Below are 12,602 nucleotides of genomic sequence, written 5' to 3' on the forward strand. Positions count from 1 at the left end.
TGTTGTCGGGGGTGTTCTCGCTCGCGTGAGCACCCGCCGTGTTTGCCGCCCGGCGGGTGTGCGGGCAAGTAGTCTCGTTGCGTGGCGCAGTTGGCGTTCTTCTCCGCGGAGATCGACGAGCCGGCGATCGACGACCTCACCGGTCTGCTCGCCGCGCACGGTCAGTCGTCGGTGTCCGACGCGGGTTCCCGCATCTCCATCGTTGTCGGCGACGCGTGGCGGGCCGAGGCGATCGTCGAGGCGATCCGGCAGTGTGGGCTCGTCGCCGAACTGACCGCGTCCGACGAGGGCACCCCGCTCGCGAGGACCGAAGCCACCCCACGGCTCACCGCGCTGCATCGAGCCTGGTCACGGGGTGCGGTCAAGGCCATGCCCACCACCTGGGTGCCCACCGGCCGTGCACTGCGGATGTGGGTGCTGGCCTCGGGACGCCGCGACGGCGATCGCTACCTGCTCGGTCTCGACCCGCACGCCCCCGAATCCCATGCTCCGCTGGCCACGGCGTTGATGCGGGCGGGTATCGCCCCCACTCTCGTGGGCACACGCACCCATTCCCATGCCTTGCGTATCGCCGGCCGCAGGCGCCTGGCCCGTCTGCTGGAATATGTCGGTGAACCGCCGGAATACGCCGACGCGGCGTCGGCGTGGCCGCATGCAGACGAATTCTGATCCCCGGACCTGCGCTTTTGTCCTCCGGTCAGCGGAATATGTCACAGTCGGGGTGGTTGACCGAAATCAGAATGTGCACGGGACGCTATACATAAGGTACAAACCTCAGACGAGAACAGATCTCGCTCCGGCGTGCGAAAACCGCGCGCGGGGCAGGTCAGAGACGAAGGACACCCGTTGGCCGACACCAGCACCACAGCACCCGCGGGGGGTAAGTCGATTCGACGATTGGTGATCGTCGAGTCGCCGACCAAGGCGCGCAAGATCGCCGGATACCTGGGGTCGAACTACGTGGTGGAGTCCTCGCGCGGACACATCCGCGACCTGCCCCGAGGTGCGGCCGATGTGCCGGCCAAGTACAAGGGACAGCCGTGGGCCCGCCTCGGGGTCAACGTGGACGACAACTTCGAACCGCTCTACGTGGTGTCGCCGGACAAGAAGTCGACGGTGTCCGAACTCAAGTCGCTGATGAAGGATGTCGACGAGCTCTACCTGGCCACCGACGGTGACCGCGAGGGTGAGGCGATCGCCTGGCATCTGCTGGAGACGCTGAAACCGAAGATCCCGGTCAAGCGGATGGTGTTCCACGAGATCACCGAACCCGCCATCCGGGCCGCCGCGGAGAACCCCCGTGACCTCGACATCGACCTGGTGGATGCGCAGGAGACCCGCCGCATCCTGGACCGCCTCTACGGCTACGAGGTGAGTCCGGTGCTGTGGAAGAAGGTCATGCCGAAGTTGTCGGCGGGCCGCGTCCAGTCGGTGGCCACCCGCATCATCGTCGAACGTGAGCGTGAGCGGATGGCGTTCGTCTCCGCCGAGTACTGGGACATCGACGCCACTCTCGACGCCGGAGCCGACGTGTCGCCGCGCTCGTTCACCGCACGCCTCGTGGGTGTCGACGACGCGCGCGTTGCCACCGGCCGCGACTTCGACGCCCGGGGTGCCCTCAAGCGTGCCGACGGCGTCGTGGTGCTCGACGCCGCCCGTGCCGGTGCGCTCGCCGAGGCGCTCGACGGCGCCGGCATGACCGTGACGTCGGTGGAGGAAAAGCCCTACACACGTCGGCCCTACGCGCCGTTCATGACGTCGACCCTGCAGCAGGAGGCGGGGCGCAAGCTGCGCTTCTCGTCGGACCGCACCATGCGCATCGCGCAGCGGCTCTACGAGAACGGCTACATCACCTACATGCGTACCGACTCCACCACGCTGAGCGAGTCGGCGATCAACGCGGCCCGTGCTCAGGCGCGTGAACTCTACGGCGACAACTTCGTCCACCCCACCCCGCGCCAGTACAACCGCAAGGTCAAGAACGCGCAGGAAGCACACGAGGCGATCCGCCCGGCGGGCGAGTCGTTCCGCACTCCCGGCCAGGTGGCCGCGCAACTGCAGGCCGACGAGTTCCGGCTCTACGAACTGATCTGGCAGCGGACGGTCGCCTCCCAGATGGCCGACGCCCGCGGCACCACGTTGAGCCTGCGGATCGCGGGTACCGCGAGCAGCGGCGAGCGATGCACGTTCGCCGCATCTGGCCGCACCATCACGTTCCCGGGATTCCTGTCGGCGTATGTGGAGACGGTCGACGAGAACACCGGTGGCCAGGCCGACGACGCCGAGACGCGGTTGCCGCAACTGCGTGAGGGTCAGGAGCTCACCGCCACCGACCTGTCCGCGGACGGTCACTCCACCAACCCGCCGGCCCGCTACACCGAGGCGTCGCTGGTCAAGGTGCTCGAGGAACTCGGCATCGGGCGGCCGTCGACGTATGCGTCGATCATCGGCACCATCCAGGACCGCGGTTACGTGGTCAAGAAGGGCAACGCCCTGGTGCCGTCGTGGATCGCGTTCGCGGTGGTGGGCCTCATGGAGGCGTACTTCCGCAACCTCGTCGACTACGACTTCACCGCGGCGCTCGAGGACGACCTCGACCAGATCGCGAGTGGCAACGAGAATCGCACCCGCTGGCTGACGGAGTTCTACTTCGGCGACGAGGCGCCCGGCGCGGAAACCGATGCGGAGATCGAGAATTCCGACATCGCCAAGCATGGTGGCCTCAAGAAGCTCGTCGGGCTGAATCTGGAGGAGATCGATGCCCGCGAGGTGAACTCGATCCGCCTCTTCGACGACGAGCAGGGGCGCCCGGTCTATGTGCGCGTGGGACGGTTCGGGCCCTACCTCGAACGTAACGTTGCCGGCGACGGCGCCGAACCGGATCTGCAGCGTGCCAACCTGCCCGCCGACATCACTCCCGACGAGTTGACTCTCGCGGTGGCGGAGAAGCTGTTCGCCACCCCGCAAGAGGGCCGCACCCTCGGTACAGACCCGGCGACGGGCCACGAGATCGTCGTCAAGGAGGGCCGGTTCGGGCCATACGTGACCGAAATCCTGCCCGACGAGGACGACGAGGACGGGTCGGGTGGTGCACCCGCGACGATCCCGGCCGGACCCACTCCTCGTGACGGGGATGCCGGCGGGGTGGTTCCGCTGGACGAGACCCCGGCAGGTGGCGGGGCCGCCACCAAGACCGTCGCGAAGAAGACGGCGAAAAAGGCGGCCAAGAAGGCCGGACCCAAGCCTCGCACCGGCTCGCTGTTCAAGTCGATGGACATCGCGACGGTCACCCTCGACGATGCGCTGAAGTTGTTGTCGCTGCCGCGGGTTGTCGGCGTCGACCCGGAGTCGGGTGACGAGATCACCGCGCAGAACGGACGGTACGGGCCGTATCTGAAGAAGGGCACCGACTCGCGGTCGCTGACCGGCGAGGACCAGCTGTTCACCATCACCCTCGATGACGCGCTGAAGATCTATGCCGAGCCCAAGCGTCGCGGCAGGCAGGCCGCCGCGCCGCCGCTGCGCGAGCTGGGCAATGACGAGGTCAGCGAGAAGCCGATGGTGATCAAGGACGGCCGTTTCGGTCCGTACGTCACCGACGGTGAGACCAACGCCAGCCTGCGCAAGGGCGACGAGGTGGCCACCATCACGCCCGAGCGCGCCATGGAGTTGCTGGCCGATCGCCGCGCCCGCGGCCCGGCCCCGAAGCGCACCACGAAGAAGGCTGCTGCCAAGAAGACAGCTGCCAAGAAGACAACTGCCAAGAAGACCACAGCGAAAAAGGCGGCAGCGAAGAAAACCACCGCGAAGAAGACCACAGCGAAGAAGCCCGCATCTGATTGAGCGTGCCCGGCTTTCGGTCGAGCGTGCCCAGTTTTCGGTCGAGCGTGCCCAGATCGGGGTTGAGCGTGCCCGGTGGGTGGTTTCGACAAGCTCAACCAGCGGGCTGACGCGCTCGGCCAGCGGGTACAGCGGGCTGACACGCTCTACAGCGGGCGGCACGCTCGACGGGTGGGGAGTGGCTCAGCGCCGATAGGGCGCCAGATGTGGGCGGGCGAGCAGCGTTTCGATGCCACGCCCACGCAGCTCGACTCCTTCGCCGATGTCCCAGTTCTTCGCCTCGTCGTTCGACGCCAGGAACACCGCGCGCGCCGACCCCAGAACGCGCGTCGGCTCGTCCTTGGCCAGTTCGGTCAGGCGGGCCGCCTCGTTCACCGGGTCGCCGATGACGGTGTACTCGAGCCGCTTCTCCGAACCGATGTGCCCGGCGATCGCCTTGCCCGCCGACACCCCGATGCCGATGTCGGTGTCGCCGAGCACTTCGTAGAGCTCCTGTCGCATCTCGCGCGCCGCGGCCAGGGCCTTGCCGGCGAAATCGTCGAGATCGAGCGGCGCACCGAAGATCGCCAGCGCGGCGTCGCCCTGGAACTTGTTGACGAAGCCGCCGTGGCGACCCACGATGGCCACCACGACGCGGAAGAACTCGTTGAGCAGTTCCACCACTTCGCGGGGAGGGCGGTTGACGGCCAGTCGCGTCGACCCGACGATATCGACGAACAGCACCCCGACGTAGCGTTCCTGTCCGCCGAGTTCGGTGCCCGTCTCGATCGCCTTGCGGGCGACGTCCTCGCCGACATAGCGGCCGAAGAGGTTGCGGAGTGTCTGGCGTTCGCGCAGGTCGGCGACCATGTCGTTGAACCCGGCCTGCAACAGTCCGATGTCGCTGCCGTCGTAGATCTTGACCGCGACGTCCAGATCACCCTCGCTGACCTTGGCCTGGGCACGCCGCAGCTGCTTGATGGGGTCGTTGATGGCGCGGACCACCCGCACGATGGCCAGCAGGCTGAACGCCAGCGCCGACAGCGACATCCACAGGATGGGGCGCATCAGGCCCTCGGCGTCGGTCTCGATGAAGTGGATGCGCTGCAGGGTGATCAGTCCGACGATCACCGCCATCGGCGCCACCACGCTGATCACCCAGAACACCGCGATGCGCGTGGTCACGCCGGGTGCGATCGCGTCGTCGGGGTTGTTGGCCATGGCGGCCACCGTGATCGGCCGCAGCACCTTCTCCGCCTGCAGAAAACTCAACACGCACGTCACCAGCGCGCCGATGCAACTGGCCATGGCGACGATGAACGCGTTCTTGTGCGAGGCGGTGAAGTTCACCGCGGTCAACACGATGCCGCCGATCAGCCACAGGCCGACGTTCACCGCCGAGAGCAGCACCGGCAGCTTGAGGGCACGCGTCCGCGCGGTCTCGTTGTCCAGGCGGGTACGTCGTCGATGCCACACCAGCACCGGCAGACTGAGCTGGATACTCAGCGCCCCGCCGACGATCATCGCGATCACGAGATAGCCGAAGAAGATGACCTGATTGAGAGCGGTGATCTCGTCGAATCGGAATGAATCCTGGGCCGGCATGCCGAAGCGGAGGAAGCCGAACGTGAACAGCGCGCCGACGAGATTGGCCCGCAGCATGTCGAGGGCGAGGATCGGCCACGGGGTACGGATCAGCCAGCGCCCCAGATGTAGGGCGCGCGACCACCGAGACCGACGTTCAACCACGAGGTCAAAGGTAGCTGGCTGCTTGCAATTGTTAAACGACGTTGTCCACCGGGACGTGTCTGCGCTGCGCATTACCCTGGCGGTGTGACGAACGTCTTCGATCGCCTGATCGGTCAGCACGCCATCGCCGAAGAGTTGACCGGCGCCGCACGTGCGGCACGCGTGCTCTCCGATCGGCTCGACGGCGGTACTGACGCAGCGGCGGCGTTGATGCCGGCGGGGGCCTTCGAAGGTCTCGGTGCCCCGTCCGGTGCCCTCGATCCGCCCGAGGCCGGTGCGCGTGCCTCGATGACCCATGCGTGGCTGTTCACCGGACCGCCCGGCAGCGGCAGATCGGTGGCGGCCACCTGTTTTGCCGCGGCGCTGCAATGTCAGAGTCCCGACGTCATCGGTTGTGGTGAGTGCCGCGCGTGCGTCACCGTGATGGCGCAGACCCACGCCGACGTACGTCACATTGTGCCGCAGGGGTTGAGCCTCTCGGTGGATTCGATGCGCGAGATCGTGCAGGCGGCGTCCCGTCGTCCCGGGACGGGCCGCTGGCAGGTGGTGGTGGTCGAGGACGCCGACCGCCTGACCGAACAGGCCACGAATGCGTTGCTCAAGGTGGTGGAGGAACCGCCGTCGCGCACGGTGTTCCTGTTGTGCGCACCCTCGGTGGACCCGGAGGACATCTCGGTGACGTTGCGCTCGCGCTGTCGGCACGTCGCGTTGACCACGCCGTCGGTCCCCGACATCGCGCGGGTTCTCATCGAACGCGACGGTATCGATACCGAGGCCGCGCAGTGGGCGGCGTCGGTGTGTGGCGGTCACATCGGCCGGGCCAAACGCCTGGCCACCGACCCGGACGCCCGTGAGCAGCGCGAACAGGCGCTGGGCCTGGCCCGCGCCGCCACCCGGGATTCGACCGCGTATGCCGCTGCCGAGCAGTTGGTGCGCTCGGCCGACGCCGCGGCCAAGGCGATCAGCGCCGAACTCGACGAACCCGAGACCGAGGAGATGAAGACGGCGCTCGGGGCGGGCGGCACCGGCAAGGGCACCGCGCGGGCCCCCCGCGGCACCGCGGGAGCTTTGAAGGACCTCGAGAAACGCCAGAAGTCGAGGGCCACCCGGGTCGGCCGCGACGTCCTCGACCGTGCGCTGGTCGACCTCGCCGCCCTCTACCGCGACGCCCTGGTGGTCTCGGTGGGTGCGCACGTCACCCCCATGCACCCCGACAAGGCCGCGGATACGGTCGCACCGATGGCCGATTTCGCCACTCCCGAACAACTGCTGCGTTGTGTCGAAGCCGTCCTGCACTGCCGCGAGGTCCTCGATCAGAACGTGAAGCCCAAGTTCGCGGTCGACGCGATGGTGGCCACCATCGGACAGGCGATGCGCGCGCGATGAGCCGCGATCCACGCTGTCTGCCTGCATGAATAGCCCGTGACAACCGGGGTTACGCATCGTTAATCCGACAGCAACACCGGCCGCTTAGCGTCGCCATACATGACATCGGGCCAGGGGGCGCCGGGAACGTCGACGAGGCCGCTCGGTACGGGCCTCGACATCTCGGGGCTCACCAAAACGTTCACCTCCAGGTCGGTGCGCGGGTCGTCGGCAACCACCGCGCTCGACGACGTGACCCTACGCACCTCGGAGGGCACCTTCCTCTCACTGCTCGGGCCGTCGGGCTGCGGCAAGTCGACCGTGCTGCGGATCCTCGCCGGGCTCGAAGAGCCCACGTCGGGCACGGTGCTGATGAACGCCCAGTCGCCGCTGGATCTGCAGCGCACCCACTCCCTGGGGATCGCCTTCCAGGATTCCGCTCTGCTGCCGTGGCGGTCGGTGGAATCCAACATCAAGCTGCCGCTGCAGGTGGGGCGGATGCCGTCCGACGACGCTCTCGTCGCCGATCTCATCAACCTCGTCGGACTCACGGGGTTCGAGAAGGCCAAACCCGCGATGCTCTCCGGCGGCATGCGCCAACGCGTGTCGATCGCCCGTGCTCTCGTGGTGCGCCCCACGGCGTTGCTGCTCGACGAACCGTTCGGCGCCCTCGACGACATGACCCGCCAGCGCCTCAACGTCGAACTGCTCCGGATCTGGACCGAGAAGCCGGCCACCACACTGATGGTGACCCACGGAATCGCCGAGGCCGTGTTCCTCTCCGACGTGGTGGCCGTGATGAGTCCCCGTCCGGGGCGGGTGATCGAGATGGTGGCCATCGACCTGCCGCGACCCCGCGTTCCCGAGATGATGCGCACGCCTGAATTCCACGCCATCCACGACCACTTGTCGGGTCTGCTCTTCGGTACCCGTGCCGAGGAGCGGGCACAGGCGGCGGAGGCGGCGAGTGGCTAGCGTCGCGGTGGGTCGGACCTCGGCCACCCGATTCGTGCCGGCGGCCGACCGTTGGCTCGGCGGTGTCGTCGGCATCGTGGGCATCATCCTGCTGTGGTGGATGGCCGGCGCGCTGCAATGGTTCCACGGAACCATTCCCACGCCCGGTGCGGTGCTTTCCACCATCGCCGACACCGGTACCGCCTTCTACACCGAGAACTTCTCGGCCACAATCGAACTCGCGTTCCGCGGCTTCTTGTGGGGCAACGGCCTGGCCATCCTGCTGGCCGTCCTGGTGATCCTGATCCCACCGGTCGAGGGTCTCGCCACCCAGTTGGCCATCATCTCCTACTGCACCCCGATCATCGCCGTGGCACCGATCGTTCAGGTGGCATTCGCCCAGGTGCAGACCATGATCGTCTTCCTCGCCGCGATCTCGGTCTTCTTCACCACCATGATCGGCACACTCACCGGGCTGCGTTCCCCGCACGCGAGCAGTCTCGACCTCATCAAGGTGTACGGCGGCGGACGATTCGCGCAGCTGTGGCGGGTCCGGTCGGTCGCGGCGATACCGAACACGTTGGCGGCCATCAAGATCGCTGCTCCCGCCGCGGTTCTGGGCGCGGTACTCGGCGAGTTCCTCGCCATGCCCGACAAGGGTGCGGGACCGGCGATGATCGTCGCGCAGCAACGCGGCGACATCCCCCAGGTGTGGGCCATCGCCCTGATCAGCGGCGCCGTCGCGGGCATCGGCTACGCGATCGTTGCGGTGATCGCGCGTTTCGCCACGCGCTGGGCATCGGGTCAGGCGGTGCTGGGATGAGCGCATCGACCACCGACATCGTGCCCGTGTCCGCGGCGGGCGCGCCGGCCACCGAGGAGAACGGGTCGAACATCGGCGGATTGGCGTGGGAGATCGCCAAATTCCTCGGTTCGCTGCTGATGTCGTTTGTCTTGATCCTGGTGATCTGGTGGCTGTTTCTGCTCGCCTTTCCCGACATCGGACCGATCATCGGCCGCACACCGGTGCAGGTGTTCCAGTTTCTGTTCACCGAACCCGAGTCGGCGCAGGCGCGGGCCGAGATCGTCGACAATCTCTGGATCACGTTGACCGACGCCGCCATCGGCTTCGTCACCGGTATGACGGCGGCACTGCTCACCGCGGCAGTGTTCGTGGTGTCGCGTCCGGCCGCGCAGACCTTCATGCCCATCGCCATGCTGTTGCGGTCGGTGCCGCTGGTGGCGATGACCCCGCTGATCACCCTGGTCGTCGGGAGGGGTGTCGCGGTGGTGGCGGTGATGGGCGGGATCGTCGTGTTCTTTCCCGCACTGGTGATGATCATGACCGGGCTGGCCAACGCGCCCCGCCACATCAACGACGTCATCGCGGTCTACGGCGGCGGTCGCTGGACGGCGTTGCGCCGCGCGGCGATTCCGTCGGCGGTGCCCTCGCTGTTCGGTGCGGCCAAGATCTCGGTGCCTGGCGCGCTCATCGGTGCCACCGTCGCCGAGTGGCTGGGCACCAACAAGGGTCTGGGCGCCACCCTGCAACAAGCCCTACCGGCGGCCGCCTACAACGAACTGTGGGCTTCGGTGCTGGTGATCACCGTCTCCTCGATCGTGCTCTACGCGATCGTGGGCGTCATCGAATCGATCGTTCTCGCCCAGATGGGCATGCAACAGAACTGAATTCAGTCACAACTCGAGAGGATCATCAATGAGCAACATCCCCGGACCCCGCGTCGCTGTGGATCGACGGTCTTTCCTGCGGTATTCGATGATGGCCGGAGGTGCCGCAGGGGCACTGGGTGTGTCCGGGGTGCTCGCCGCCTGTAGCAGTGGTGGCAGCTCGTCGAGTGGGGCGTCGTCGACCGATCCCAAGGTGCAGCTTTCGTGGCAGAAGAACATCGAATTCGCTGGGGAATACTGGGCATTGGAGAAGGGCTACTTCAAGGATGCGGGCGTCGGCACACCCCAGTTGGTCACCGGAGGTGGTGCGGGTACCGGTGTGGAGACCGGGCTCACGTCGAACAAGGTGTGGATCGGTATGACCGCACCGCAACTCACCGCGCCGGTGATCCTGCAGGGCGCCAAGCTGATGAGCGTGGCGGCGACGTATCAGAAGAATCCGTTCTGCATCGTGTCGTCGGCAGGGAAGCCGATCAGGACGCCACAGGAGATGGCGGGCAAGAAGATCGGCGTGCAGGCCTCCAACGAGAACGTCTTCAAGGCGCTGCTCACCGCCAACGGGATGAAAGAATCCGACGTCCAGAAGATCACCGTGCAGTACGATCCCACGCCGCTCACCAAGGGGGAGGTGGACGGCTGGACCGCCTACATCACCAACGAGCCGATCACCTTGGCGGCGAGCGGTTTTGCCAACACCAACTTCCTGTTCGCCGACTTCGGTCTGCCGTTGGTGGCCGAGACGCTGGTGGTGCGCCAGGACACCATCGACAACGAACGCGACAAGGTGAAGGCATTCCTCAAGGCCGACATCCAGGGCTGGTACGACGCGGTCGCCGATCCGCAGGGCTCGGCCAACCTCGCCGTCACCAAGTACGGCAAGGATCTCAACATGGACCTCGGCGAGCAGACCAAGGAGGCCATCGCGCAGAACGCGCTGGTGATCTCCGCCGACACCAAGGCCAACGGTCTGCTCACCATGACCGACGCCCTCATCGAGCAGAACATGGAGGCGCTCGCCAAAGCGGGTTACAACCTCAAAGCCGATCAGATCTTCGACATGTCGCTGATCAACGAGGTTTATCAGGAGAACCCGGGGCTGAAGAAGGCGTAGGGCCGGTCGCGGCGTCGCCCTGTGGGTGACGGCGATTGTAGGGTTGAGGCGATTGTAGGGTGAGGGAAAGCACGGTGGGATCAACCGTGCAGCCCAGGGTTGCCGCGAGGAGCACAGATGTCCGACTTCATCAAGAAGATCAAGGAAGACGCGAAAGCCGTCGAGGCCGCGATCGACAACGAGTTGACGGTGCTCGAGGGTGTGCCCGGATACGATCCGCTCGCCGACGAACCCGCCGAGGACGACACGCCCGGTGACGACGCGGCCGCTGCCGACCCTGCAACCTCGACCTCCGAAGACGAGAAATAGCGGCGGGCGGGGCCCATAGACTCGGGCCCATGTCCGTCATGTCGCGAATTCCCGGTTCTCTCGCGTGGGCCGTGCTCGTCCTCGCCGTGTGCCAGGCGGCGGCCGTATCGATCCCGCTCACCCTGTTCGGTGGCCAGCCCAACAGCTCCGACGTCGATCTGCTGATCAGCCCGGCCGGTTACGCGTTCGCCATCTGGGCAGTGATCTATGTGCTGACGATCGTGGTGGGCGCGATGTTCGTGAAGTACCGGGCCACCGGAACCGGCTCAGCCCGGCGGCTCGCCATCGACATCGCCGTGGCCTGCGCGGCCGCAGCCCTGTGGCTGGTGGTGTCGGCGGCGAACTGGACATGGGTCACCTCGGTGCTGCTCACCGTGATGGCGGTGGTGTTGCTCGACGCGGCGCGGATCGCCGCCGGCCCGGCCGACGAGCAGGCGGGTCCGGTGAACACGATGGTCCGGGTGACGGTCGGCATCTATGCGAGCTGGGCCACCGCGGCGGTGTTCCTGAACTGGGCGTCGGACTTCGGCAAGACCGTCGCCGACCCGGCCGCACTGGGCTGGCAGCTGATCTTCCTGATCGGCGCGGTCGTCGTCGGCCTGGCCGTCACCATCGGCTACGGCGCGGTCTTACCCGCGTATCCGGTGGTGTTGATCTGGGCATTCGCCGCCATCATTCGTCAACGCCTGGTCGGCGAGCACTGTCGTGGTGGTGCTGTGCATCGTCGCCATCGCACTGGTGGTCGCGGGGTACCTGGTGTCGGTGCGGCGCCGGGCGCAGTTGGTCGCGGCAGGTGCCGAGTGATCGGCTCCGCGACGGGGTGGACGCGGCCGACCAGATGCCGCCTGGATGTCTAGATGTACAGCGGCCCCGGGATGTTGACCCACTGCTGATTCGAGTAGGCCACCCCGTGGGGCGTGTTGCACTGCATCTGCACCCGGTACGCGAATGGGAAGAGCACATTTGTCCTGGCCTGGCGATCGCTGGGTCCGTCTCCTTCCAGCGGGGGCTGGGTGGGTATGGGTCGCCATCCGAAGTTCAGCCCGCCCGGCATCACCAGTAGAGAGCATGACGTCGCGTCACGAGGGGCAGTCGTCGTCGATGCGGCGATGGTGAACCCGGCTGCGATGGTGTCGATGATGAATGGCGCCGGATTCGAAGGTGCCGGTTTCGGGGGTGCCGCGTGCGCCGCCGGAGTCGACGCCACGCCGAGCAGTGCGCCACACGCGGCTACCGACGCGATCGCCACCTTCACGCTCGAATGTCTTGACGATGTCAGGTGTCCCATGGCGGGTACCCCTCTCGGTGCCCGGGGAACGTGCTGCCAGTCCGGTCTGAGGTCACTGGCACGGCGCGATCTCCGCACATCCAGCTTAGCGAGGCGGCGAATCAGGTTTCCGAGACTTCGTAATTCGAGGACCTTGTACCCGCGCGGGTAGGTATGAGGTCGATGCGCCGATGCGGAGCCGAAGATGGCCGAAGGCGTCCAGCGCGAGATCGATCCACTCGGGTGTCGACGGCCATGAAAAACTGCCCGTGTGCGGCCATGAAAGTGCCCGCTGACGGCCAATAAGGACTGCCCGCTGGCGGTCAGGTAGGTGCCCGT

11 protein-coding genes are annotated in these 12,602 nt (G+C 66.8%); 9 read left to right on the forward strand and 2 right to left on the reverse strand.

From position 1 onward, the window contains the following. Nucleotides 1-81: 81 nt before the first annotated feature. Both ACWDTD_RS12360 and topA read left to right on the forward strand, forming a co-directional pair. A complete protein-coding gene (locus tag ACWDTD_RS12360; protein WP_449747387.1) occupies nt 82-669 on the forward strand; it encodes a hypothetical protein in 588 nt (195 codons plus the stop codon). 177 nt (nt 670-846) lie between these two features. Continuing rightward, nucleotides 847-3,843 carry a type I DNA topoisomerase gene (gene topA, locus ACWDTD_RS12365; protein WP_449747388.1) on the forward strand — a complete coding sequence of 999 codons (2,997 nt, stop codon included), beginning with the start codon at nt 847-849 and terminating at the stop codon, nt 3,841-3,843. 180 nt (nt 3,844-4,023) lie between these two features. On the opposite strand, the gene ACWDTD_RS12370 is transcribed toward topA, so the two are convergent. After that, nucleotides 4,024-5,481 (reverse strand): adenylate/guanylate cyclase domain-containing protein, encoded by a 1,458-nt coding sequence (locus ACWDTD_RS12370; RefSeq protein ID WP_449747414.1) that lies wholly within the window; start codon nt 5,479-5,481, stop codon nt 4,024-4,026. 171 nt (nt 5,482-5,652) lie between these two features. Between ACWDTD_RS12370 and ACWDTD_RS12375 the strand changes: the two genes are divergently transcribed. From ACWDTD_RS12375 to ACWDTD_RS12405, 7 genes are all read left to right on the forward strand, one after another. Next, on the forward strand, nt 5,653-6,954 hold the full coding sequence (locus ACWDTD_RS12375) for a DNA polymerase III subunit delta' (RefSeq protein ID WP_449747389.1): 1,302 nt from the start codon (nt 5,653-5,655) through the stop codon (nt 6,952-6,954). A gap of 99 nt (nt 6,955-7,053) precedes the next feature. Beyond that, entirely contained in the window at nt 7,054-7,908 is an 855-nt protein-coding gene (locus tag ACWDTD_RS12380; RefSeq protein ID WP_449747390.1) for an ABC transporter ATP-binding protein, read from the forward strand. 100 nt (nt 7,909-8,008) lie between these two features. Beyond that, nucleotides 8,009-8,710 (forward strand): ABC transporter permease, encoded by a 702-nt coding sequence (locus ACWDTD_RS12385; protein ID WP_449747415.1) that lies wholly within the window; start codon nt 8,009-8,011, stop codon nt 8,708-8,710. Continuing rightward, nucleotides 8,707-9,576, forward strand: a complete 870-nt coding sequence (locus tag ACWDTD_RS12390; protein ID WP_449747391.1) for an ABC transporter permease — start codon at nt 8,707-8,709, stop codon at nt 9,574-9,576. Before ACWDTD_RS12385 ends, ACWDTD_RS12390 begins: the two co-directional genes overlap by 4 nt. A gap of 28 nt (nt 9,577-9,604) precedes the next feature. After that, nucleotides 9,605-10,687: an ABC transporter substrate-binding protein gene (locus ACWDTD_RS12395; RefSeq protein WP_449747392.1), complete on the forward strand. Its 1,083-nt coding sequence runs from the start codon at nt 9,605-9,607 to the stop codon at nt 10,685-10,687. A gap of 117 nt (nt 10,688-10,804) precedes the next feature. Continuing rightward, nucleotides 10,805-10,996: a hypothetical protein gene (locus ACWDTD_RS12400; RefSeq protein WP_449747393.1), complete on the forward strand. Its 192-nt coding sequence runs from the start codon at nt 10,805-10,807 to the stop codon at nt 10,994-10,996. A gap of 29 nt (nt 10,997-11,025) precedes the next feature. After that, nucleotides 11,026-11,853 (forward strand): MFS transporter, encoded by an 828-nt coding sequence (locus tag ACWDTD_RS12405; RefSeq protein WP_449747394.1) that lies wholly within the window; start codon nt 11,026-11,028, stop codon nt 11,851-11,853. Here the strand turns inward: ACWDTD_RS12405 and ACWDTD_RS12410 are convergent. Continuing rightward, the gene (locus ACWDTD_RS12410; RefSeq protein ID WP_449747395.1) at nt 11,850-12,284 is read right to left on the reverse strand and encodes a hypothetical protein; all 435 of its coding nucleotides are present in this window, start codon (nt 12,282-12,284) and stop codon (nt 11,850-11,852) included. The two genes, ACWDTD_RS12405 and ACWDTD_RS12410, sit on opposite strands and share 4 nt — an antisense overlap. Between the last annotated feature and the right edge of the window lie 318 nt (nt 12,285-12,602).

The organism is Gordonia sp. NPDC003425 (genome assembly GCF_053588635.1).

Coding starts and splice junctions, on each gene's coding strand:
- ACWDTD_RS12405 (WP_449747394.1), top strand. CDS start 11,026: ATGTCCGTCATGTCGCGAATTCCCGGTTCTCTCGCGTGGGCCGTGCTC.
- ACWDTD_RS12410 (WP_449747395.1), bottom strand. CDS start 12,284: ATGGGACACCTGACATCGTCAAGACATTCGAGCGTGAAGGTGGCGATC.
- ACWDTD_RS12380 (WP_449747390.1), top strand. CDS start 7,054: ATGACATCGGGCCAGGGGGCGCCGGGAACGTCGACGAGGCCGCTCGGT.
- ACWDTD_RS12370 (WP_449747414.1), bottom strand. CDS start 5,481: ATGCTGCGGGCCAATCTCGTCGGCGCGCTGTTCACGTTCGGCTTCCTC.
- ACWDTD_RS12390 (WP_449747391.1), top strand. CDS start 8,707: ATGAGCGCATCGACCACCGACATCGTGCCCGTGTCCGCGGCGGGCGCG.
- ACWDTD_RS12400 (WP_449747393.1), top strand. CDS start 10,805: ATGTCCGACTTCATCAAGAAGATCAAGGAAGACGCGAAAGCCGTCGAG.
- ACWDTD_RS12395 (WP_449747392.1), top strand. CDS start 9,605: ATGAGCAACATCCCCGGACCCCGCGTCGCTGTGGATCGACGGTCTTTC.
- ACWDTD_RS12385 (WP_449747415.1), top strand. CDS start 8,009: ATGGCCGGCGCGCTGCAATGGTTCCACGGAACCATTCCCACGCCCGGT.